The organism is uncultured Mucilaginibacter sp. (assembly GCF_903893715.1).
GTDB lineage: Bacteria > Bacteroidota > Bacteroidia > Sphingobacteriales > Sphingobacteriaceae > Mucilaginibacter.
Genome location: NZ_CAITNG010000039.1, coordinates 40,817 through 63,629 on the forward strand (window position 1 = coordinate 40,817; position 22,813 = coordinate 63,629).

Annotated in this window: 19 protein-coding genes; 7 read left to right on the forward strand and 12 right to left on the reverse strand. The window is 40.9% G+C overall.

Annotation, left to right across the window (positions count from 1 at the left end):
* Positions 1 to 2 precede the first annotated feature (2 nt).
* The 8 genes from QZX97_RS05295 to QZX97_RS05330 form a co-directional block, all read right to left on the reverse strand.
* Positions 3 to 308 (reverse strand): hypothetical protein, encoded by a 306-nt coding sequence (locus QZX97_RS05295; protein WP_295664354.1) that lies wholly within the window; start codon positions 306 to 308, stop codon positions 3 to 5.
* Positions 305 to 3,529: an efflux RND transporter permease subunit gene (locus QZX97_RS05300; protein ID WP_295664356.1), complete on the reverse strand. Its 3,225-nt coding sequence runs from the start codon at positions 3,527 to 3,529 to the stop codon at positions 305 to 307. Before QZX97_RS05300 ends, QZX97_RS05295 begins: the two co-directional genes overlap by 4 nt.
* Before the next feature lie 5 nt (positions 3,530 to 3,534).
* A complete protein-coding gene (locus QZX97_RS05305) occupies positions 3,535 to 4,644 on the reverse strand; it encodes an efflux RND transporter periplasmic adaptor subunit (protein ID WP_295664358.1) in 1,110 nt (369 codons plus the stop codon).
* 11 nt (positions 4,645 to 4,655) lie between these two features.
* Positions 4,656 to 5,999 carry a TolC family protein gene (locus tag QZX97_RS05310; RefSeq protein ID WP_295664360.1) on the reverse strand — a complete coding sequence of 448 codons (1,344 nt, stop codon included), beginning with the start codon at positions 5,997 to 5,999 and terminating at the stop codon, positions 4,656 to 4,658.
* 447 nt (positions 6,000 to 6,446) lie between these two features.
* Positions 6,447 to 7,301 carry a hypothetical protein gene (locus QZX97_RS05315; RefSeq protein ID WP_295664362.1) on the reverse strand — a complete coding sequence of 285 codons (855 nt, stop codon included), beginning with the start codon at positions 7,299 to 7,301 and terminating at the stop codon, positions 6,447 to 6,449.
* 3 nt (positions 7,302 to 7,304) lie between these two features.
* Positions 7,305 to 10,964, reverse strand: coding sequence for an ATP-binding protein (locus tag QZX97_RS05320; RefSeq protein ID WP_295664364.1), 3,660 nt, complete (start codon positions 10,962 to 10,964; stop codon positions 7,305 to 7,307).
* Positions 10,948 to 11,376, reverse strand: a complete 429-nt coding sequence (locus QZX97_RS05325; RefSeq protein ID WP_295664366.1) for a hypothetical protein — start codon at positions 11,374 to 11,376, stop codon at positions 10,948 to 10,950. The genes QZX97_RS05320 and QZX97_RS05325 overlap by 17 nt, the downstream gene beginning before the upstream one ends.
* A 145-nt stretch (positions 11,377 to 11,521) precedes the next feature.
* Positions 11,522 to 12,721, reverse strand: coding sequence for a hypothetical protein (locus QZX97_RS05330; RefSeq protein ID WP_295664368.1), 1,200 nt, complete (start codon positions 12,719 to 12,721; stop codon positions 11,522 to 11,524).
* A gap of 225 nt (positions 12,722 to 12,946) precedes the next feature.
* Here QZX97_RS05330 and QZX97_RS05335 point away from each other — a divergent pair, with 225 nt between their 5' ends.
* From QZX97_RS05335 to QZX97_RS05355, 5 genes are all read left to right on the forward strand, one after another.
* Positions 12,947 to 14,005 carry an ImmA/IrrE family metallo-endopeptidase gene (locus QZX97_RS05335; RefSeq protein WP_200066555.1) on the forward strand — a complete coding sequence of 353 codons (1,059 nt, stop codon included), beginning with the start codon at positions 12,947 to 12,949 and terminating at the stop codon, positions 14,003 to 14,005.
* Between the two features lies 1 nt (position 14,006).
* Complete coding sequence (locus QZX97_RS05340; protein ID WP_295664372.1) at positions 14,007 to 14,465, forward strand: hypothetical protein; 459 nt, start codon at positions 14,007 to 14,009, stop codon at positions 14,463 to 14,465.
* 302 nt (positions 14,466 to 14,767) lie between these two features.
* Positions 14,768 to 15,466: a multiubiquitin domain-containing protein gene (locus tag QZX97_RS05345; RefSeq protein WP_295664375.1), complete on the forward strand. Its 699-nt coding sequence runs from the start codon at positions 14,768 to 14,770 to the stop codon at positions 15,464 to 15,466.
* Positions 15,441 to 16,625: a ThiF family adenylyltransferase gene (locus QZX97_RS05350; RefSeq protein ID WP_295664377.1), complete on the forward strand. Its 1,185-nt coding sequence runs from the start codon at positions 15,441 to 15,443 to the stop codon at positions 16,623 to 16,625. The genes QZX97_RS05345 and QZX97_RS05350 overlap by 26 nt, the downstream gene beginning before the upstream one ends.
* Positions 16,606 to 17,043, forward strand: coding sequence for a DUF6527 family protein (locus tag QZX97_RS05355; RefSeq protein WP_295664379.1), 438 nt, complete (start codon positions 16,606 to 16,608; stop codon positions 17,041 to 17,043). The genes QZX97_RS05350 and QZX97_RS05355 overlap by 20 nt, the downstream gene beginning before the upstream one ends.
* A gap of 204 nt (positions 17,044 to 17,247) precedes the next feature.
* Here QZX97_RS05355 and QZX97_RS05360 read toward each other — a convergent pair whose 3' ends face one another.
* The 4 genes from QZX97_RS05360 to QZX97_RS05375 all read right to left on the reverse strand — a co-directional run bounded on the left by QZX97_RS05360 (position 17,248) and on the right by QZX97_RS05375 (position 20,811).
* On the reverse strand, positions 17,248 to 18,489 hold the full coding sequence (locus tag QZX97_RS05360; RefSeq protein WP_295664381.1) for a hypothetical protein: 1,242 nt from the start codon (positions 18,487 to 18,489) through the stop codon (positions 17,248 to 17,250).
* A gap of 55 nt (positions 18,490 to 18,544) precedes the next feature.
* Positions 18,545 to 19,588 carry a Fic family protein gene (locus QZX97_RS05365; RefSeq protein WP_295664383.1) on the reverse strand — a complete coding sequence of 348 codons (1,044 nt, stop codon included), beginning with the start codon at positions 19,586 to 19,588 and terminating at the stop codon, positions 18,545 to 18,547.
* A 247-nt stretch (positions 19,589 to 19,835) separates the two neighbouring features.
* Positions 19,836 to 20,276, reverse strand: coding sequence for a hypothetical protein (locus tag QZX97_RS05370; RefSeq protein ID WP_295664385.1), 441 nt, complete (start codon positions 20,274 to 20,276; stop codon positions 19,836 to 19,838).
* 349 nt (positions 20,277 to 20,625) lie between these two features.
* Positions 20,626 to 20,811 carry a DUF3606 domain-containing protein gene (locus tag QZX97_RS05375; RefSeq protein ID WP_295664387.1) on the reverse strand — a complete coding sequence of 62 codons (186 nt, stop codon included), beginning with the start codon at positions 20,809 to 20,811 and terminating at the stop codon, positions 20,626 to 20,628.
* A 459-nt stretch (positions 20,812 to 21,270) separates the two neighbouring features.
* Here QZX97_RS05375 and ssb point away from each other — a divergent pair, with 459 nt between their 5' ends.
* Positions 21,271 to 21,669 carry a single-stranded DNA-binding protein gene (gene ssb / locus QZX97_RS05380; RefSeq protein WP_295664390.1) on the forward strand — a complete coding sequence of 133 codons (399 nt, stop codon included), beginning with the start codon at positions 21,271 to 21,273 and terminating at the stop codon, positions 21,667 to 21,669.
* Between the two features lie 40 nt (positions 21,670 to 21,709).
* Positions 21,710 to 22,777 carry a DUF932 domain-containing protein gene (locus QZX97_RS05385; protein ID WP_295664392.1) on the forward strand — a complete coding sequence of 356 codons (1,068 nt, stop codon included), beginning with the start codon at positions 21,710 to 21,712 and terminating at the stop codon, positions 22,775 to 22,777.
* Positions 22,778 to 22,813 lie beyond the last annotated feature (36 nt).

Sequence of the window (22,813 nt, forward strand, 5' to 3'; positions counted from 1 at the left end):
GTTTAAATAGCCTGTTCGACAGGCATAATGAATGCTCTTACCGGAAAATCTTTCTTAATAGATATATTATTAGCCTTTATAAGTTCTAAACCGTGAACGGCGTTTTCAGAGGGAGTAAATGTGAAAATCATCATCGATTCCGCAAGCTCTCCGCCGCTGGCAAACCAGTCCTCCAGATGATTTGATTGATTACCGGTGCGATGACCTGTAATTTCATTGGTGCTGAATACGTCGATATTAGCTTGCTTAAATATCCGGGCAACATCAGCAAGGTGTTCTTTCAGGCAGGTTACGATCAGTAATTTCATATTTCTGATTTTTTAGGATTAATATTTGTTTTGCACATCATTTTAAAGTAAAGCAAAGGCACTACTATCAGCGTCAGGAAAGTGGAGGTGATGGTACCGCCCATTAGCGAGATAGCAAGCCCCTGGAATATCGGGTCGAACAAAATGATCACTGCCCCTAAAGCAACAGCGCCCGCAGTCAATAAGATGGGCGTAGTTCTTACTGCTCCGGCCTCAATAATGGCTTGTTTTAACGGGATACCTTCATCCAGCCTGATATTAATAAAGTCAATGAGCAAGATAGAGTTACGCACCATTACCCCGGCCAGCGCAATAAAGCCGATCATGGACGTAGCTGTAAAGTAGGCATGCAGCATCCAGTGGCCCAACACGATACCTATAAGGGAAAGCGGTATGGCAGCCAGCATTACCAGCGGCACGGTAAAATTCTGGAACCAGCCCACGATCAGGATATAGATCATAATGATCACCACAGCGAAAGCGATACCCAAATCGCGGAATACCTCAAAAGTGATCTGCCATTCCCCATCCCATTTCAGGCTGTAATTGTCTTCCAGTTCCGGTTGATGCGTGTATTCTTCTTTCAGCGAAAACCCTTTTGGAACTGTTACCACACCTAAGTGATCTGAAACATCAGATATAGCATAAGACGGGCTTTCCAGGTTACCGGCCATATCGCCCAGCACGTACACTACTTCTTTTTGATTTTTACGGTAAATACTTTGGGGCTTGATCCGGCGCGTTACTGTTACCAGATCCTTAATAGGTACTGCGTTACCCGACATCCCGATCACTTTTAAATTCAGCACATCGTCAATACTGCTTTTATCCGCATCGCTCAATTGTAGTTTAATCGCCGTTTGATTATAGGCGGCGGGTTGTGAAATATTACCAACAGGCATCCCAGATAATGCTGCGTTTATGGTTGCTGCGATTTGCACCGTAGCGATACCATAGCGCATCGCTTTTTCCTTATTTACTTCTATATGGTATTCCGGCTGGTCGTCTTCCACCATCCAGTCCACGTCCACAACGTTGGATGTTTTGTTCATCAGGTTTTTTACCTGCCGTGCCACTTTGATCTGCTCCTGGTAATCCGGGCCGTAAATTTCTGCTACTAAAGTGGAGAGTACCGGCGGGCCAGGCGGGACTTCCACAATCTTCACATTGGCATTATACTTTCTGGCAATTTCCTGGATCGGGCCGCGCATATCTTTGGCGATGCCGTGGCTTTGGATACTCCGGTCTTTTTTGTCTAACAGGTTAACCTGTATATCGGCTACATTATCTCCGCGGCGCAAATCGTAATGACGAACCAACCCGTTAAAACTGATAGGGGCCGAAGTACCGATATAGGTTTCATAATTCCTTACGAGTGCCTGGCCGGATATATACGAACCGATATCTTTAGCCACCGCCTGGGTCTTTTCCAGCGTGGTGCCTTCAGGCATATCAATCACCACCTGGAACTCGTTCTTGTTATCAAAAGGCAGCATTTTAACGGCCACAGTTTTAGTATAAAACATGGAAAGTGAAGCAAACAGAATAGCCACGATGCTCAGGATAAATGTCCAGCGTTTCCACCGGCTTTCCAGTAAGGGCTGGATGGACGAACGGTATATTTTATAGATCCGTGTTTCTTCCAGCAGTTTCGGTTTGGTTTCGTCGTGATCGACACCATGATTTTCTTTTTCACGTAGGAAAATATAGCCAAGGTAAGGCGTTAATGTTAAGGCTACGATAAGCGACAGGATCATGGCGATAGATGCGCCTATAGGCATCGGGCTCATATAAGGCCCCATCATACCGGACACAAATGCCATCGGTAATACAGCTGCAATTACCGTGAATGTCGCCAGGATGGTTGGGTTACCTACCTCGTTAATGGCATAGATCGCGGCTTGTAATGGTGGCAGCTTTTTCATTTTAAAATGCCGGTGCATGTTCTCAGCAATGATAATCGAATCATCCACCACTATACCGGTAATAAACACCAGTGCAAACAGCGTAATCCGATTAAGGGTGTAGTCCATGAAATAGTAGGCAAACAAGGTAAGTGCAAACGTCACCGGCACCGATAAAAACACCACCAGGCCACCTCGCCAGCCCATGGCTAGCATCACGAATACCGTTACGACCACAATGGCGATGAACAAGTGGAACAATAATTCGCCCACTTTGTCCGACGCACTTTCACCATAATTACGGGTAACAGTTAAATGAACGTCGTTTGGTAAAAGCCCATTCTTCAAGTGCTCCACTTTATTTAGAATCTGCTCCGATAACTTCATCGCATCCGCACCTTTCTTTTTAGCAATGGAAAGGGTTATTGCCGGGTAGTTCGATTTGAAGTTGTGCGCATTTGCTGCGTCAGCTTTTCCGTAACCAAATAACACGTATTGGTTCGGCGTTTCGGCACCTTCATCCACTTTCGCGATCTGTTTCAGATAAACAGGCTGCTGCTGATTAATGCCCACCACCAAGTTGCCGACATCGTCTGCAGAGGTGAGGAAGTTCCCGGTCTCTACGGAAAATGCTGTATCTTTCTGTAGTAAGGTCCCGCCAGGCAATTGCATATTACTGCCCTGAATCTGTTTACTGAGCGATAAAAAGTCTACATGGTTTTCAGCCATCTTATTTTTATCCAGCAATACTTTTACCTCGCGGTTACGGCCACCAATGATGTTGACATCCGATACATCATTTATCTTTTTTACTTCGTTAGCCAGTTCCTGGCCTATCTGTTTTAGTTGGTAATCATCGTATTTATCGCTCCAAAGGGTTAAGCCCAATACCGGCACATCATCGATGGCGCGGGTTTTGATCAATGGCAGCGTAATGCCCTGCGGCATTTTATCCATATTTTTCATCAGCTCACTGTATAGCTTCACCAACGACCGTTCTACGTCTTCACCTACCTTAAACTGTACGATCACCATAGCCTGCCCCTGCATAGAGGTGGAGTACACATATTCCACTCCCTTTATATTGGAGATCATTTTTTCGATCGGTGCAGAAACCTTGGTTTCTACATCCTTAGGCGACGCGCCGGGATACCCGATAAAAATATCGGCCATGGGTACCTTTATCTGTGGTTCTTCCTCGCGCGGAATTAAAAAAGTGCTGTAACCACCGATAAGTAAAAAGGCGATCATCAACAGTATCGTTAATTTCGATTGTATAAATGCCTTGGCTATATTTCCTGCAAATCCGTCTTTCATGTCAATTATTTTATTTTAACAGCTACGCCGTTGTATAATCTGCCTTCTGCGCTCAAAATAAACTGTTCATTTGCGGCGAGGCCGCTCAATACTTCTACGTGGTTGCCCTGAATTCTGCCCAGCCTTACCCAGCGAAGTAAAGCGGTATGGTTACTGCCGATGGTGTACAGACCGGTTAACTGGTCCTTATATTCAATTGCCGATATTGGCACCATTACTTGTGCATTATCCGTATTGGTTTGCTTTTGCTGTTTTAGAGGAATCATTACATTCGCGTACATTCCGGCGAATAGCCCCCGCTTTTCGTCATCCGGGACATGAACTTTGATCAGATATTGTCCGCCGCTCTGCGCCGAGGAGGGATCGATCTGTGCTATTTGGCCACTGATCGTTTTATGGATTGCATCGATATTTATAATCACGGGTGAACCTTCTTGAATTAAGCTGATCTCGCTTTCCGGAACGGATGCGCTTACCTGATAGCTACCACTCTGTTCAATGGTGAGTAGCGGCATTCCGGGATTCGCCATGCTACCTGCATCCATCATTTTTTGGGTAACGGTACCAGCAAATGGCGCAGTCAAATTAGTATAACTGAGCATCGCGTTTACTTCGTTCCGTTGTTGTTTGGCAGCTTCGAGGCCGGATTTGGCGGATTGGTATTGCAGGGTTATATTATCCAGTTCTTTGGCAGAGGCGCTTTGCTGCTTGTATAAAACTGTGAAACGATCATAGTCCTTTTGAGCACTCTTTAAAGCAGCTTCCGCTTGGGCGATCATCGCGTCTGTTTGCGCTCTTTTCGCAAGGATATCATCATTGCTGATTGTTGCCAGTAATTGTCCTTTGTTTACCCGGTCGCCCACTTTAACGTTGATCTTGGTGATATACCCCATTACACGTGTGCTTATGTTAGCGGTCTGGCTAGCTTCTACCTGTCCGCTTACGGTTAAACCTTGTTTACCATCAGTGCCTGGCTGGCTGACCGTAACCAATACCGCGGTATTAATACCGGTTTGCGTTTCTTTTTTTTCATTGGAAGAACAGGAACTGATGATCAGTATCCCTAAAACGGAAAGTATTAGTAAAGTCCTCTTATTGTGAATATATTGTCTCATTTTCAAATCTTTTATTTGGTTGTTGTTGCGGTTAATAATTGAATATAGGCCCTCGTTACATTGGCTGTAAACTGTGCCTGGGCAAGCGAAAATTTCAGTTGGGATAGCTGCGTATCAGCTGTTAACACATCTGTTGTATTGACAAGGCCTTGCTGGTAACGGTTTTGTAATATCCGTAGCGCTTCGCTAGCCTGATCAATGGCCGCTTCGTCCTGACTAATCTCGAATCGGGCATCGGAAAGGTCGCGATAGGCTTTATCCAGTTCCATTTGGCACTGCTCTTTTTGCTGGGCTAACTGAACAGTCAACTTGTCCCGCTCCAACTTTTGCGAAGCGATCACGTGTTTGGTTTTGTTTCCGTTAAACACGTTCCATGACAATTGTACGCCGATCAGATAAGCATTAGCACCAAACCCTGTTAAATGGCCGTCGTTATATTGAAAATTCCCGAATGCATTCAGCTTAGGCAGGTAGCCCATCTGGCTCGATTTGATCATCAAACTAGACGCGTCAATTGCCTTTTGCATAGCCATAAAATCTGAACGGTTAGCGTAAACCTTATATGTGCTGTCGGTTACGGTTAAGTCTTTTGGGATTAAATCACTGGGCTTGTATATGGTGCCCGTCGGTTGCCCCATCAACACACCGAGGTAATCTGATGCGTTACGGATGCTGCTCTTGGCTTTAGCAAGGTTACTTTCTACCAATGTAACATGCACCTGGGCATTCAATAAATCTGACTTTTGAATTAAGCCCTGTTTAAAATGGTTATCAGTGAAAGTATAAACTGCCTTAGCGGTTTGGTCCGCCTCCGATAAAACCTTTACCGCGTCGTAAGCCAACTGCAACTGCAGGTAGGCCTTTTTGACTTCAAAGTTCATGTATTCTTGTGTACGCTGCATTTTATACTGGTAAACTTCGGTTTGCTTCTCCGCGCCTTTACGCATATACAACATATCGATATTAAGTAAAGGCTGCTTCACCTCAAGTTGTGCCATGTAATCAGGCGTTGCCGAAGGATGATTTAATAAGGCAGGATTAAAGTCATTTTGCGTGATGGTCCCTTGTTGCAATTTAAAGCCGAAAGCGTTAAGCGGGTTATTGGTACTCATCGCTATATAGGACAGATCGGCCTGGGGGAGGAAGATAGCATCCGTTTGCCTGTAATTGGCCGCAGCGATACCTCCGTCCAACTTGGCCAACTGGATATTCTTATTGTTGGCTAAAACAGCCGATAGTGCGTCACTAAGACTTAAGTTTTTCGTGTTTTCCTGCGCATGAGCTGTCGATAGCGCAACGACGCTTGCTATTACAGGTAACAACAATAATTTAAAAAAACGCTTTGTGATTTTCATTTAATTTTTATTTGAAACAAAAGTAGTCTCAGCAAAAAAGTTAAACGGTAACATTTGTTACCTAGGGAGCGGCCTCGGTAAACTTTAAAAATGAAAAATCCTACGCACTCGCCGCCCAGAAACTTCAACCTAAATATTCAAAATGTGTATTTGGAAGAAAATATAAAATGATCCTATATGAAGATGAAAAATTCGCCGATACTCATGTTTGCAATAACTCGAAAAGGCGGTCAATGACAAGGACACCTCTTAAATTTTTGGTATTGAAAATATCTACTGTAAGATTAGTGAGTATTACGAGGCTAATAATCATCTTGATAAAGCGATTGAATTTTGGGAAAAGGCGGTCGTCCTTAATCCTAAAGTCGGTATCTCGCGTAAGCTGGAAAACCTAAAAAAGAAGGCCGTTTATAAAGATAAATGATAACCAATTCGGTTTGAAGGGCATTATTTTATCAGTATTTCCTGCTCTAAGCCTTTTTTATATTGATGTATAAAACTAATCAATTCATGAATTTTTGGCTCCGTAACGAGCTTCAGGTCAAAATTGATCTTCTGACCGTCGTATAATTTTCGGTTTCCCCATGTCTTGATCGACAATTCAATATGATCAGGTACGAAGAATGTTGATCGTGATCCCAAATGACGCTTATATTCATTTAGATAAATACCAATTCCAGCAAAGTCAAAATCACCGTAGTGCAAATAAGGGTTTTCAATAGCTTGCAGCCATTTTATCAGGTCTTTACTTTGATTTAGGGGATACCGGCAAACAAATAATGGACGGATATTTTCAAATAAATGCCTTTGCTTAGCTATTTGGCTAAAATTTTCAGAATTTTCAACACCCACTATGGTTAAGCCGGGATGTGGCACAAAATGCTTGGTATCATGTATAAATTGAAATGTTCCGGCAGGGGGATTAATTTTGATGTTCTCTCCGTTCAGTGTTGCTCCGACAGGTTCATAACAATTTACAAGAAACCCTGTAAAAGTCCTTACTTTTTTTGCTTTTGAATTAGTAGCAGCCTGAATTAAATCTGCCCTTGTGATAATGTCCTGGCTTAATGTGTTGACATAATGCTCCAGGTTTGTTATTGAAAAACGATTTGATAAAAATGCGTTCAGCGATTCGACCTTCGGAACATAAAGCAGACTTCTTGTACGGCCAGACCTTATGTCAGCAAGGATACCTTCCATCAATAATTCAGCTACCAGCGAGCCTTTTAATTTGCTTGCAGGTATTTTTTCACCTTTAGACAATTGTAAAAATATATTGGCTAATGATTTGCTTAAAACCATGTTTTAATTGTTAGTGATTAGCTTTTTCACAGTAGTCACATTTTTATTGTTTTTAGCCAATAAATAGGTATGCCTGTAATCGACAGCATTATACGATGTTGGCGAACTGTTAATTAACAAAATATTTCGGTCATTGGCGAATTTCAATATGCCCTTCACATTGTTCGGATGAAGTTTACCAATTTCATCCATCATGCAATGCAGGCGAAAATCTTTAAATCTTTTTGATGCACTTTCTTTGAAAACATTTAAAAGCATAATGTTGATCATTGCCTTGACCAATATATCTGTCCCCTCAGATCCAACGTTTGTCAGCTTTTCAACCCACCCGCTATCATTGTCATTTTCTACGACTTTAAATTGCAATTCAAACGTATCGGACAAATTGATCTCCTTTAGTTTGGATGAGGCAATCTCACTTGCGAAGTTCTTGAGGTACCCTACTGCTTTTTTATTGATTTGTTCTGTTTCGTTTCCGCTGAAAAGGTTTGACTTACCTAAAGACAGCGCGTGTTCATCATTGAACTTTCTGATTTCGCTCAAGAGCATCACAATTTTATTTGCACTTGGCGATAAACGCAGATTAATGCTTTTAATGACTCCGGCAAAATTGCGCTCCTCAAAATCCTTATTGATGTCCGAAATAACTTTTTGTATCGTTGCCTCCTTTGAAACAAGATCCGTGGTTTCTTTGCCAATCTGGAAGATTAAACTGGCAAAACGTTCATTAGTCCGTTTTTCAAATTCCGATATTTTGTCTTCCTCCAGAAACTCCTTTAAATTTTCGGCAAAAAGGAAAAAGTCGTTGGTCTCAATAAGATTGGTTTTAAACCCAAAGATATTTGCCAACGAAAAATGGCTCAAAAATTTTTGTATGGATGTGCGCAAGTCGTCAAGTTTGTCCCTTACTGAAAAGCTCTTGTCATTAATTTCATCGATCAAATCCTTAAGCCGCCTTGTGGTTCTAACGGATTCAGATACAATAAGAGCAGCAGGATCAAGTTTTGAAAAAACTTCCGTTTGGCTGAAATGGTCAAATGCAAGGATATCTTCTTCAATTTTTCTTTGAGAAGCATCCAGTTCTGCGATGATATGGTTCAATTTGATCACCAACTCCTGAAGCTTGCCTTTAGCGATTTCGTGACGTTGCCTTTCTGTGGCCAACTGGTTCTCATAAATCTTTTTATCTGACTTAAATTTGTCAATCAGGTCAAACAACTCACGTTTATCCTTGCCATATTCAGAAACCGTTTGCCTGTTATTTTCGATAAACTGCAGCTCCTCAACTATCGCGACAAATTCTGTGTCAATTGCGTTGAGCCGCATGGTGTCTGCGCCGGCATGTTCCAGGGCTTTACTGGCCTGCAGATGAAGGTCATTAATGCGGGATTGCACCTGTATATCTTCGGATTTAATGTCTTCAGATAGCTTATTCAAAGTCTCTTGCAAGCTGGTATTCTCTTTGGAAATTTTGTTATCCCGCTCTTTCTTTTTTACTTCCACCTGGTTCCTAACCTGATTTGTTAGAACCCTTAGCTGCTCATCGGCCGCTTGCTTCTCTTCTTTTGCAACCTCAATTTCCAGTTTTATCGATCTTATTGCCGCATTTTTTTCTTCTATGGCTTTACGGTGATTATCATCAAGCTGCACTGTCTTTTGATCCTTTGCGGAAATGGCCTTCTGCGAATCATATTCTTTAAGTGCAATTAAGTCCTTTAACGATTTTATTTGAGGCTGGTATTTCTTTTTACACCTATCCTGTTCCTTTACCCTATCTTCTCCTAAAGTTCTAACCGTTGCTTCCGATTTCTTTATCTGGTCCTCATACTTCCGTACTTCCTTTTCATAATCAGCGATTGTTTTAACAGAGGTGCTTATTTCTTTCAGGTCAATTTCGAGACCATAGAAATTAGTCGATCCGCCCGTTGTATTTTGCGGAGATAAACCAGTATGGAATAACACCTGTTCCTGGTTAATCACCTTTCCTATAGTTTTTTCCCACCCAGGCTTATTTTCATTGAGCCAATCAAAAAGCGAATTTTTTCGGTTATTAATCAGTGTGTTTATTTGCTCAATGCTTTTTTTAGCACTTAAAATCGCTTCCTCAAGTCGTGCGCAGGTATGATTATATTCGTTGTCAAACTTTGCAAGATCAAAATCCCATTGCTTTTGTATCGATTCTAATTGTTTTTTAGATCCTGCTATTTCGATACCAGCAGCGTGTATCACCCGGTTAGCTTCGCTTATACTATTTTTACACTCTTCTATTTCCCTTTCATACCAGCGTTCTAATTCAACTTCACGTTTCCTGATTTCCAACTTATGGAGATTTGATGTCTTGATTGAAATAAGCTCCTGCGCGTTTGCTTTCGTGTCTGTGTTTTCCTTTTCAATCTCCGCGATCAATTCGTCACACTGGAGACCAATCACTTCTTTACTTTTATAAAAAACTTCCCTGCTGTTATTTTTTTCAGCATTTTTTAAATTAGTAAAGTCGTTCAAATGATTTTTATTTTGACCAATTAAGGCATCAAACTTGGCCGTTATCTCTGTAAAACGGGCGGTTAGCAGCGCCTGCTCTTTTTGTAATTTCTCTTTCCTGCTTTCCCATTCTGATCGCTTATTGACCCGTTCTATTAGTTGATGGATATTTATACGTTCGTATCCTTCGGATTTTTGCTTTGCCTCATTCAATTTTCCAGTCAGTAGGGTAATTTCTTTTACGATTTTTTCCTTTTTGTCTTCAAACCGCTGATCTGCTTCTGACACCTTTTTATTGGCTGCGCTTAACTTTTCATTTTCGTTTTCAAGTTGCTTCATTATTCCTGGCAATGCCTTTTCGAAGAACGCGTGGTTGGTGATCAGTTGTGTTGCAACAATTGACTTTTCTTTTTCCAAAAAGCAAATTTCCGTGTACGATTTGGAGATAGCATCTGCGATCAGCCGAACTACGACTTCGCCAGAGCGATTCTTATTGCTCCATTTGCTTATATCATCCAGTTGGACTTCAAAGTCTTTAAGGTGAAGTTCATATTGGTCCAGGTCAATTTTTACGTCCTCTTCATTCAGGGACATGATGATTGTCTGTTTAATAAATTCTGCTTCCAGCTTTGAATTCAAAAATACATTCTGGATAGTTCTGGGCAGGTTTTGATACTGCCTGCTTTCAATCAAAGCATACTTACGAAATTCCGCATTAAGGCCTTTGTTATTGCCATATAGAATGTCCCGGTATTCTTCATACCGTTCAATTTTCCGTGTGTAGATATTTGTCCCGGAAAAAGTCCCCCTGATTTGCTCCCAGGACATTGCTTTGTTCTCGGGATTGATATAATTTTCTTTCTTGTATGGACCCTCTATAAAACGAAAAGCAACGCGGCCCTGGGACTTAAATGCCAGGACACAAAAGGGGCCGGATTCTCTTGCGACTTCATAAACGATGAAAGAGTTTCCGTAGGGGAAGTAATACTCGTCGAACGTACGCTTGCCTTTTTCAATTCCCAATTTAAGTTTATCGGCATTATAGAAAAATAGTATCGCCCGAAGTGTAGTGCTTTTGCCCACCCCCTGGGTTCCAATAAAATGAACGTTGCCATCTATGCTTATATCGGCATAAGAGATACCCGCACTGTTTATAAAAACGATCTTATTCAGGTATCTCATGCTGTATATCTTCAGGTATGTCTATGTTCAGTATCAACTTTTCCAGGTACGTAAATGAAGCCAGGGTTTTATATTCATGTACGATGATATTTTCTAATTCGATAAAGTTATCCTTCTCCAAAATATCTAACACCTTGTCGATAATTTCTGAATGCTTTTCCTTTCCAGGCGTGTACTTTTTTAGACCTTCTAACTTATTTTTCAAATCTGCGTCAACGCTTAACCTTACCAACAAGTCAGAAGGCTTGAATCGAAATCCTGACCCGAAACTATTTTCAAACGTTTTTAGAAAATCAACAATATCAATCCATTTCATGGCAATTTCCAGTTTACGTTCCATTTCCGCGCGGCTTTCGGACCGCGCAAAGTAGTAGTATTCATCACCTTCTTCCAGGATCAGGTTAATACCCATGAAATAATCACAATAAGAATCATAATCCTGGCTGATTGCCGAGTAAAGTTTGCGCACGGATTCTCTACTGCTGTTGGAACAAATAAATTGGCCCTTATTCAGTATTTCAAAAACCTCTGCTGACTGTTTGGGTATTTCCTGCATGTTATAACGGATAAATCAATAAATATTCTGTGTTCTGCCGGGTTTGATAGTCCCCGGTCAACCTGAACTGCAGGTCATATTGCGAAATAAGCTGGCAATAAATGGTAAGGCATTCCTCAAAGGATACCGGTTTGCCAAAATCGTAGGTCTGTAGAAAATCGAACAGGTTGTTACTTCCGGCAAGGAAACTATTTTTAACCGCCTCAAGATTTATTTGTTCCACCTCTTCAATATCAAGTTGCAAATAGTCTGATAAATTATTATCAGAAAGCTGAATGACAGAACGGTTGCCGGTCTTGTTTCTGCTCACAACTTTTTTTATGGCATCGAGTGCTTCATCATCGCTTTGCAACTGATCTAAAGAAAGCTTCAGGGGGTAGGCTGGATTAGGCTCATAAACCAGTGCATGGTCTGTCAACAAAAGTTTGACGATGTTCGTCTTGCTTTTTAATTCGAATTGGTCTTTTAAATATTTTAATTGCCTGATTTTTTCCAATAGCCCGCTTTGATATTTTAAGCGGTTCAAAAACTCTATAATTTGCTTTTGTATATCAATTAAATTATGGCGGCAAAAATTAAGCTGCCCCCGCAACGCGTTAATGATCCTTTGCAATTCTTCATCTGAAGCGGTTTTGAAAAAAGTCTGCTCCTCATCACCAGCTACCAGATTATCCGTTAGTGAGACGAGGGTTGTAATGTCATTTCGCTTGAGGTCAAGGTGCTCCAGCTTGGCCTTCTTTATTTTATAATTTGGTTCATTCTTAAACGTATTATCGATGTTACGTTTAAGGTCAACGACATTTCTTATGGCAATAATCCCCGTTTTTCTTAAGGCACTTTTAACCTGTCTCAGATAATTATACTTCCGGCTTTCACTATTTTCCTTCAGGTAATAAATGATATTTTGCTTTATGGTTTGGAGATTCTCCGAGATGTAGGAAACATTTATTTCTTCATTTACTTCTAATATCTGTTCAAAAAATTGAAGGAACTGATCGTCAAGCTCCAAATAGGCCCCATTTTCCCTAAGCACCGCGAATTCAAGCAATAGCCGAAGTTTATCCTCATTGTAATCCAAGACTTCTAAGGCATCGTCATATTTATAGGACAAGACTTTGCGCTTCTCAAATATTTCCGTGATGAGCTTTTGTTCCCGGCTTAGCACCAATAGTAATTCACGTATAGATGAAAATGTTTTCAAATTGCTATTTCCTTATATTACAATTGATTACTTTATAGAGGTTTTAAAAGAAGGCTAATTTATTTAGTTTTCGGTTCCTTTTATAATATTTTATCTGTTAGTGTTAAGTCTTTTTCATTTTAGCGTAAACTACTTATCCGAGTAAGGAAAATAAATTTATGAAAATAGTTGTTTACAAAAAACAGTTTTTGTATATTTGTCTACACCGAAACAGAAAGAAAACCAATGGAACAAACATTTGCCACCAACCTCACGCGCGCAAGACTGCTAAGAGGTCTATCAATGGAAGAACTGGCATCTATGGCAAATTGCTCTAAGCAGGCGATCAGTCACTACGAAAGTGGATTGAGGAGGCCCGACAGCAGTATGCAATTATCCATAGCCGATGCCTTAGAAAAAGACATTGACTATTTTTACAATGATGCGAACGTAGCATTTAACCTGCACAATGTTAATTACAGGGAGGGTATGCTGTTAAGCCCTGCTCAAAGAAGTAAAGTTGAAGAACTTGCCAGCGCCCGATTGAATGATTATCTGGAATTGGAACGTATCGCCAAAGAACTGGTTGCGTTTCAAAATCCGCTGGAAGACATCATTATCAACAATACGTTTGAAGCGGAAAAAGCCGCGAAGCAGCTACGGAAAAAATGGAAACTTGGAGAGGAACCGATCTATAATATTTCCGGCTTTCTGGAGAAAAAAGGAATCAGGATCTTAAAAATTGATTTTGGTTTCCACTACAGCCATGAGGGCTTGTCCGGGTGGGCAGAAGAAAAAAGAGTGCCTGTTATTATTCTTAATGCCAGGCAGCAAGATTTGGCAAGGGTTAGATTTACGATCCTGCATGAACTCGGGCATTTACTGTTAGAAATTCAAGAGAGCCTGGATATGGATGATATTGAACGTATTTGCGATGCTTTTGCTGGTGCTGTATTATTACCTGCTGAAATATTGGAACAGGAGTTTGGCAAAAATAGGACGGCTATCTCCATGCCGGAATTACGACGGATAAAGGAAATCTATGGTATTTCTATTAAAGCGATAATGGTCAGAGCCAGGGTAACAAAATTAATTACTTACGAATCCTATCAAAAATGGCTTACCGCGGATTATCCTGACGCTGCATATGGGCAGTATAATGGTACGGAAGAACCTCAGAAATTCCTGCAAATGCTTTACCGTTGCCTAAGTGAAAAGAAAATAGGATTTGATAAGGCCGCTAAACTTTCAGGCTGGGATGAAGCTGAATTTAGGCAAATTTATAAACAACAAGTAGAGTTTTAAGATGAACAATATCGTTATAACAGAGATTCAACTGGCCGCAACTTTTTACAGGTCAGGGCTACTTAAATATTTTAACAGTGATGAATTAGCATTTCACATTACGGACATCTGTTATAAGCATAAGATATTAGCAATCAATAACGATAGGTTGACGGCGCAAAAGATGGTTGACGCCGGCTTGCTTAAAGTTGTGACCCTGGATGAAAGCCAGATGGGCGAAGTAGACCGGCTTCATCATTTTTACAAACCGCAGTTTATTGTTAAAACAGTAACTGCACTTGTATTAGCGCAGCAAACTGGCTACAAGCTGTTAAGCCAGGATGATCTGCTCAGGGAGACGGCAGCACACGATTTTAAAATCAGGGCTATTAATAAAGGATGGCTTATTGAAATTTTAGTAAACGAAATCAGTATGATGGGAGAAACGATAGATGTAGACTTAGTAAAGCAAATTATATAAAAAAAAGCCACGGCAGAAATTACCATGACTTTGTTAATTCGATTAAGACCAAAGCTTTACAGGCTCTTGACTTAGGTAAGAATGTTCTTGCACTTCAAACTTACCTTCTTTTTCGCAATTCTGCAAATCCTCTGAGTGTTTTCAACCGAATAAGGCATAAAAATGCCTATTTGAGCGTGTATGGTTGAATTTAAAATTAAAAAAAAGTAAAAAAGCAATTTTCATTTCCTGGTAATACCAGCCTGCGCTACAAAAATGATATGTAGGGCCTTATTCACTTTTTAAATTTTAATAATATTATCATGTCAAATGAAAATAAAGGGGGAGCGCTTACCCCAAAATTAGCGCAAGCTTTGCAATTTTTTATAGAGGGTAAACAGTTTGAAACCTTCCATCAGTACCTGACAGGGGCTCAGTTAAAAGAGCTGGCCAGTATCCCACTGGCAGTTAATTTGTACTTAGCAGTGCAAGCGGGTTATGAGCCTGAATTGATCGGTAATGAAAAAGAAGTTGATCTTGCCCGTAAGGATATAGAGCAATTCTTTGTCAAAGACAAGCTTAAATTTACCATCAATAGCGAACCCTTTACCTGGTACGAACAATATATTTCCGGCAAGCAAATTCGCGTCTTGGGTAAAATTGCAGCGGCGGATGAGATATTTTTGCAAGTTCCGCCGCCTTATCATAATGAACTCATCACTGACGATAGGGAGGTCGATTTGGCGCTGCCGGGCAAAGAGAGTTTTATATCAAAAGCGCAACCGTTCGAGGTTACGCTGATTGTTAATGGGCAACCTAAAAAATGGAAAGAGAAAACCATCTCTTATGACCAGGTGGTGATTTTGGCTAAGCAGGATGACCCCTCCACCGGGGAAAAGGCCTATACTATTACGTACTTTGATGGGCCACCGCAAAACCCTAAAGGGGAATTAGCTAAGAGTCAGATTGTTTTTGTAATTAATGAAATGATATTCAATGCAACAGCAACTGATAAGTCTTAACCCTGATTTGAAGCAACTCAGGGATGAGGGGTATGAAATTGAAATAATTGGTGGATACGTATGTATCCACCACATACCTTATGTAAATAGCAAGAAGGAAGTGAAATATGGTAAACTGATCACGGATATTACCTTAATTACACCAACTCTTGCAGATAAGCCGAAAGACCACACGGCTTTTTTTGTAGGTGAACAGCCTTGCCATCTAACGGGTGAATCGATGTCCGAAATAATTAATCTTGCGATACAGAATAAACCCTTGACAGAAAAAATCATCGGGAACTTTTACCTGTCAAGCAAGCCCAAAAGTGGCAATTACGCTAACTTTTATGATAAGTTCTCGCGTTACATCTCGTTAATCTCCGTAGCGGCCAGGGCCATTGAGCCGATAGCTACAGCGCGTACTTACAAACCGATGAGCGATGATGAGGAGAATAGTGTCTTTCAGTATTATGATACCAACTCAAGCCGGGCAAACATCATGCAGTTAAACGCTAAGTTTAAAACACAAAAGATCGGGATTATAGGCCTCGGTGGCACCGGTTCGTACATTCTGGATTTTATGGCGAAGACCTGTGTGGCAGAGATACATCCGTTTGATGGCGATGACCTAAAGGTGCATAATGCTTTTCGAATGCCGGGCGCGGCATCGGCAGATGATTTGCAGGCCAGAATGAAAAAAGTCGATTATTTCGAAGCTTTATATTCAAAAATGCACAAGGGAATTAAGCCGCACGCCGTTTACATTACGGAGGAGAATAAACACCTGCTCATAGGCTTGTCGTTTGTATTCATTTGCGTTGACAAAAATAGTGTGAGAAATGCGATCATTCAAATCCTGCTGGCGATGAATATTCCGTTTATTGATGTGGGCATGGGTGTAAGGGTGATCGGTGATAAATTGACAGGTATGACAAGGACGACTGTAGGAACACCTGAAAAAAATGAACATTTAGCCAACAGAATCTCAACCGAAGATACGGACGATAACGATTACACGACCAATGTGCAAATTGCAGAATTAAACGCATTTAATGCCATTTCAGCAGTGATCAAGTGGAAGAAAATGGTTGGGTTTTACCAGGATTTGCGCCATGAATACCATTCAACTTATTCTTTAAATGTAGGAGAGATCATCAATGAAGAAACTAAGGCATGAGTTTGTGCAGTATATGCCTGAACAACCGGAGGAAGGTGTTATTTATATCTCCATGAAATACCGACTGGCCGTACACCAATGTGTGTGCGGCTGCGGTAATAAAGTGATCACGCCTTTTTCTCCTACGGATTGGGAATTGCGCTTTTATGGCGATAGCATATCATTAAAGCCCTCTATCGGAAATTGGAATTTCGACTGCAAATCACATTACTGGATAGTAAAAAATCAGATCAGATTTGCAGGGCGCTGGAGTGAACAGCAAATCAATGATGGTAGAAAACGGGACAAAAAACGCAAGGGCAATTTTTACGCCGATGATACAGCAATAAAACCAGTGGAGGTGATTGTAACACAGCCTGTTGTTAAATCCGGATGGAAGTTGAAAAGGCTGAAATCATTCTTTAGCTTTTTATCATAAAGTAATTAAAAATACGGAAAGGAGGTATATAAGATGAGCAAAATAACAGTGAAAGTAAATAAAAGTGCCGTTACCGGTAAATTTGTTTCTAATCAACAGGTCAAAAGTAGTCCTAAAACGACCTACGTGCAAACCGTTAACAAATCCAGGTAATTGAATTATTAACAATTCTTAAATAGCTATAGCGCCATGCTATGGCTATTTTTATATATTATAAAATAGGTGGTGTAATTCCACAAACTTAAACTCATCTGATGGCAAAACATGATGGGACAGGAAATGACTGGCAGAAATTTTTTGAAAGCCTTTACGATAAGATGGATGTGCATTGATGGCAGTATCCGCTTCTGTTAATACGTTAGTCAGGCTTTTGTTTTTTACAAAAGTAATCATGATGCCGTAGTTCTCCCGCCAGGTTAGGTAGCCTAATAACTGATCAATAGTTTCTCCGTATAATTTCTGCCCGCCCCATATTTTGCATTCGCACACCAGGATATTCCCTTTGGCAATATTTAGATAAATATCAGATTTGCCTTTGGCGTTAAACGTCTCACCTGTTGCTTTACCTTGAAAGACGGTGTTCAGTCCGACCAGTAAGATATTACGAAAATCATTTTCACCGCTATTCTCAAACGATGCGGGCGTTTTCTCAAACTGGCTTCCCTGGTTGTCGAGGATGTGTATAATGGCCAGTACATCCTCTCTTTTTATGCTATAATTTTCGGGCTGGGTGGGGTTCGGTTTTACTTTCTGCACGAGGGGTTGCGTATCCAATTGAATACGTTTAACAACGTCGTCGTCTTTCTTTTTTATCGGGATGCCTATTTGTTTAAACAGCGAATTATATTTTTCTTTATCGGCCGTTAACTTGGTTTTTCGGCCCTCTATTAACGCCTTGATTTTCTGCAATAACATCGCATTTTCAGTTGTAACTTCAGTTTCAATGATATGGATGTGATTGTAAACATATTGCTTTAACCTTTGCACCTCGTTAATAACCCAAGTGTCGTCCCGGTTAAAGGCATATCCTTTTATGTCGATAGTAAACTCAGCGGTATTTCGTTTCCAATTTACTGCTTTTGTACTTCCACCCAATGAAAACGTTGATGGCCGCATATTTAACAAAGCAGAAAGATGGGCATTATGCACTATAGGAATGGTAACATGGATCGATTCATATTCGTAAGGCAGGTCACCTTCATCCCGGTAAGAGTCTTCGCGCTGGTCAGCCCGTATAATCCTTACCTCATTTTTTTGTTCAAGTGTTTCAGTTCTTTCCAGATCTATTTTTACGGGATCGTAGTGTTTATTTGAATAGTAGTAATCCGCTAATTCTTCTGTAGTCGTTCCGATAATGGTGGAATCAGGCTCTTTTAAAATTTGAAGCTTTATGTCTTCAAGAATCTTATTGTATGCATCGGAAAATGATGCTCTTATTGTATACATATCATAGTCAAATGAGCCGGTATGAGCCGATAATACCCGATAATGAGCTAATAGTTTATAAAATGTTATAATTAGTTCCAGGCCCTGCACCCTGTTTTTCAATCAATTTCTTTTCAACTAACTCAGCCAATATTCGTTTCATGGTTGGGCTGGAAATATCCAGTTTCTTAGCGATCTCGCTCGATTTAATGCCGGGATTACTTTCAATAATAACCAATACGGCTGCGTCTCTTTTGGTAATGCTTTTTCCCACCCCATGAGTGCTTAATTTGGTCAACAAGGAAGTCTGTATGTTTTTTAAGGAATTCAGGAAAAATAGTACCCAAGGCGTTATATCTTCGCCGGGCCGTTGTGCCTGGCAGCTTCTAAGTACACGGTAATATTCTGTTTTTTGGCTTTCGATCTCGTGTTCTAAACTTACATATTGAATCCACTCGTAGCCATATTTACGCAATAACAATGTTGCCAATAACCGGCTTAAACGCCCGTTGCCATCCTGGAAGGGATGTATCGTTACAAACTCGTAGCTGAATAAAGCGCATTTAATTAATGGATGCGCAGTATTATCTTTATCATGCCATTCCACTAATGCACGCATTGCTTCCTCTGTGGCAAAGCCGGGTTCCGCAGTTTGGAAAATGATTTGCGTTGTTCCATCCGGCATGTTGGCTTGAACCGCATTGCTGGCTTGCTTGTAATCCCCTTTATGCCATTGATCTTTTTCACTATACCGCATCAATTGATTGTGCAGGTTTTTCAATCCATTTTCTGAAATCTGAATGTCGCTATAATGTTCACCGATTAAATCCAGCACTTCAAAATAACCCACTACTTCCTGCTGGTCTCTTTCCTGTAGTTTTGATATATCGATATTTTTTAAAAGCACGTCAACCTCAGCATCGCTTAGTTTAGAGCCTTCGATCCTTGTTGATGCACCCACACTTCTTACCGTTGCGATAGACTTTAATTCTTTTAAACTTTGGCCCTCCCTACGCTCTATGGCAGTCCAGGCTGCATCGAACCGGTCAATTTCGCTTAATAGGGTGATTAATTCCCAATTTAAATCAAGGTTTAAAGTATGGACGCTTACGTTACTCATGAATCAAAGGTACAAAATAACTAAAACAAAATGATCCGATATGAGCCGATAATATCCGATAATGAGCCGTTACAATAAAGGATTTTAATAGCAGGTCCGGTTTCACAATCAGTCATGAACTTGGTCATTACAAATTGACGCAGTCGCAATATTCGATTAGAGATTCTTAATGTTAATCCTAAGAAAAATATACCATTTAGGATTAAAAGTTCGCAGCTTTCGAATCGGCGTTTACAAGAAGATTCGACTAAAGTTTTTCTATAGTTTTTTGCTCCTCGTCAGAAAACCTAACGTGTTTCGACAAATCTTTCACCATATTCCTGGCGAAAACAGCACCGGGTGATCCACTTTTCATTACGTCATCATCGCCTAAGGCAACCTGCTCCCCGTAGATTGCTTTCTTTAAATCCCTCCGGTGATTAACTTCTTCCATTTTACCCTTCAATTTTTCAACCAGAGTAAAGTCAGGTTCGCCATTTTGTACCAGGTCAGCAAAATCTTTATAAGGCGCAAGGCTTACATTGATTACCTTTTGCATTACTTCTCCCCATTGCAGTACTTCCCGAACAGAAAACTCCTTATTGTTTTGCGACTGCATTTCCATCACCATCGCCAGGAACATTTCCGGTGTTCCGTTCCAACCGGGTTTAAACTTGAATAGCTTCTGAAAAAATGAAAATAATCCCATCTCTTTTTATTTAAGGTAATTATCCTTTGTTATGTAAATATAAGTATTGCAAGTATTGTTTGCTCCCTGTCAACTTCACTTTCCCAAAACAACTATGGCACCCCCTTCGGGCCGGGCTATTCGCTGTATCTGCTTCGCAGGATGCCGCTGCTATCCCTGTTGCAATTAATGCAAAAGCACTTTTGCTTTGCGCAAGAGCTTTTGCAACGGGTTAAATATAAAAAAACGGCAACATGGACAGCATTTGTTGACCACGCTCCATTTCATTCGCCGGGTCAAGCTGCATTTGCCACATCACCGTATTTTATGAATTATAAGTTTGAATATAAAGTGCGATAAATGTTGCGGGTTACTTCCTGCTATTCTTTTTGAGATAGGATTCCACATCCTTTGGGGAGTTGCCCACCGCATTAACAGCCGCTTTCAATTTAGCTTTGGTGACATCAAACTTATCAGCCCAGGCCCTTAAATCCTTGTCGTCGTTCATATTGATTACTTCAGTAATACCGCTGCCGATTGTTTGAGTACGTTCCATAATCCTAAATCTAATAACCGTGTTTTCGTAAAAATGGAACATTCCCCAACCGCCAGCCTGCCATATTAATTGGTTCAATTTACAAATATCCGCGTGAATAAAATCTCATTTATTTCTTCCGGCAAAGGTGAGTTTTCTTAACTGACAGAGGTCCTTATCGCCTTTGGCTCCAATGGCATTTTATTATTTAATCAATGAATATTTTTAGTCGAAACGGGTAAAAAGCGCAGCTAAAATCAAGCCCGGAAATGTCGTTGGGTTCGCAAAAGACTTCGGCATAATGAAAAGCTCGTATCCTCGCTTTTCACCCTTCGGGACTTATTCCGATTCCTTTTGCCCGGCTGCCGGGCTTTAAGATTTGCTTTCTTTTTTCCCTTTTTCTTTTAAAAATAATCAATCAGGGCAAGGCGGCGAAAGGAAAAGCAAACAAATAATTATTCATTAAAAATTTTAAAAATTATGTTATTCACAGGAAGACTAACCGCAAAAGCAGAAGTTAAAGCGGTAAAAGGGGACAAACAGGTAATCAATTTTACCGTAGCCATTAACCAAAAATGGAAAAACAAAGCGGGAGAAAAAAAGGAAAAAACCGCATTCGTTGACTGCGCTTACTGGCGCAATTCAGGTATTGCCGAATACCTCACCAAAGGCGCGGTAGTGGAAATTTCTGGATGGATGGAAGCGCAGGGCTACCAAAGCAAAAGCGATGGTATCAAAGCAAGGCTGAATTGTACTTGCGATACTATAAAGCTTTTTTCCCTGACCGCTAAAAGCGAAAAGGCAACAGATACCAAAACCAAAAAAAAGGTAACAGCAGGCGCAGGCAACCAGCCCGATGAAGACGACCTCCCATTTTAATTCCAACCATCCAAATTTTTAACCATCAAATTTTAATAACATGGCACACGACTTAAATTTCAACAACGCAACTCAATCATACAGTTTTTTCAGCGTAAAAGAAAAAGCATGGCACGGGTTAGGCAAAATAGTAGAGCAATACCCAACAAGCGCAGAGGCGATAAAATTCGCAGGGCTTGACTACACCGTAGAAAAACGCCCTTTATTTACCTATGACAGCGAGAACCATACAGGCGACCCTGAAACGGATTTATTGATACCCGAAATCGAAGTGCCTAACTACTTCGCTACCATCCGCACCGATACCGAACAGGTGTTAGGGGTAGTCGGCAAAGACTACGAAATCGTACAGAACATCAACGCATTTGAATTTTTCGATGCTATCGTAGGTGGCGGGGATGGTATCCTATACGAAACCGCAGGGGCTTTAGGCAAAGGCGAGCGCATTTTTATTACCGCCAAACTGCCCGGCTACATCCGTGTAGGCAAAGACGATTTTATCGAACAATATTTAATGCTCACCACTTCGCACGATGGTTTCGGCAGTATCACCGCAGCATTTACCCCCGTGCGTGTGGTTTGTCGCAACACGCTAAATGCAGCTATGCGCAATCATAGCAATGCCATTAAAATACGCCATACCGCCTCGGCAAACGACCGCCTTAAACAAGCCCATACCCTAATAGGTATCAGCTCCAATCTTGGCGCAGAACTACAAGGCATATTTAACCAATGGTCACAGGTACGCATTACCGACAAAGAGATCAAAAAGCTGATACAAATTGCAATGGCTCCTAACAGCGAAGTACTAAAAAACCTTGAAGCTGGCAAAGACGATGAACTGTCAACTACCTATACCAACATGGTAGATAAAGTGTACGAGTACGCTTTAAGCAGTCCGAGCCAACAAATGGAAACCACCGCAGGAACTGTATTTGGCGCATACAATGCCGTAACTGGCTACTTTCAAAATGTACGCAATTACAAGGACGATGAAGCCAAATTCAAATCCATCATCGAGGGTACAGCCAAACAAAGGGCACAGACCGCCTTCGACCTCTGCCGTAATTTTTCAGCCATTGGCGCAAACGCATTAATCCTTAACTAACCAAAATGGGGGAGCAATCCCCCTTATTAAAACTTA

Bases quoted from the DNA above. Each gene is read 5' to 3' on its own strand.
- QZX97_RS05295 (WP_295664354.1), bottom strand. From the start codon at position 308: ATGAAATTACTGATCGTAACCTGCCTGAAAGAACACCTTGCTGATGTT.
- QZX97_RS05300 (WP_295664356.1), bottom strand. From the start codon at position 3,529: ATGAAAGACGGATTTGCAGGAAATATAGCCAAGGCATTTATACAATCG.
- QZX97_RS05305 (WP_295664358.1), bottom strand. From the start codon at position 4,644: ATGAGACAATATATTCACAATAAGAGGACTTTACTAATACTTTCCGTT.
- QZX97_RS05310 (WP_295664360.1), bottom strand. From the start codon at position 5,999: ATGAAAATCACAAAGCGTTTTTTTAAATTATTGTTGTTACCTGTAATA.
- QZX97_RS05315 (WP_295664362.1), bottom strand. From the start codon at position 7,301: ATGGTTTTAAGCAAATCATTAGCCAATATATTTTTACAATTGTCTAAA.
- QZX97_RS05320 (WP_295664364.1), bottom strand. From the start codon at position 10,964: ATGAGATACCTGAATAAGATCGTTTTTATAAACAGTGCGGGTATCTCT.
- QZX97_RS05325 (WP_295664366.1), bottom strand. From the start codon at position 11,376: ATGGGTATTAACCTGATCCTGGAAGAAGGTGATGAATACTACTACTTT.
- QZX97_RS05335 (WP_200066555.1), top strand. From the start codon at position 12,947: ATGGAACAAACATTTGCCACCAACCTCACGCGCGCAAGACTGCTAAGA.
- QZX97_RS05340 (WP_295664372.1), top strand. From the start codon at position 14,007: ATGAACAATATCGTTATAACAGAGATTCAACTGGCCGCAACTTTTTAC.
- QZX97_RS05345 (WP_295664375.1), top strand. From the start codon at position 14,768: ATGTCAAATGAAAATAAAGGGGGAGCGCTTACCCCAAAATTAGCGCAA.
- QZX97_RS05350 (WP_295664377.1), top strand. From the start codon at position 15,441: ATGCAACAGCAACTGATAAGTCTTAACCCTGATTTGAAGCAACTCAGG.
- QZX97_RS05355 (WP_295664379.1), top strand. From the start codon at position 16,606: ATGAAGAAACTAAGGCATGAGTTTGTGCAGTATATGCCTGAACAACCG.
- QZX97_RS05360 (WP_295664381.1), bottom strand. From the start codon at position 18,489: ATGTATACAATAAGAGCATCATTTTCCGATGCATACAATAAGATTCTT.
- QZX97_RS05365 (WP_295664383.1), bottom strand. From the start codon at position 19,588: ATGAGTAACGTAAGCGTCCATACTTTAAACCTTGATTTAAATTGGGAA.
- QZX97_RS05370 (WP_295664385.1), bottom strand. From the start codon at position 20,276: ATGGGATTATTTTCATTTTTTCAGAAGCTATTCAAGTTTAAACCCGGT.
- QZX97_RS05375 (WP_295664387.1), bottom strand. From the start codon at position 20,811: ATGGAACGTACTCAAACAATCGGCAGCGGTATTACTGAAGTAATCAAT.
- ssb (WP_295664390.1), top strand. From the start codon at position 21,271: ATGTTATTCACAGGAAGACTAACCGCAAAAGCAGAAGTTAAAGCGGTA.
- QZX97_RS05385 (WP_295664392.1), top strand. From the start codon at position 21,710: ATGGCACACGACTTAAATTTCAACAACGCAACTCAATCATACAGTTTT.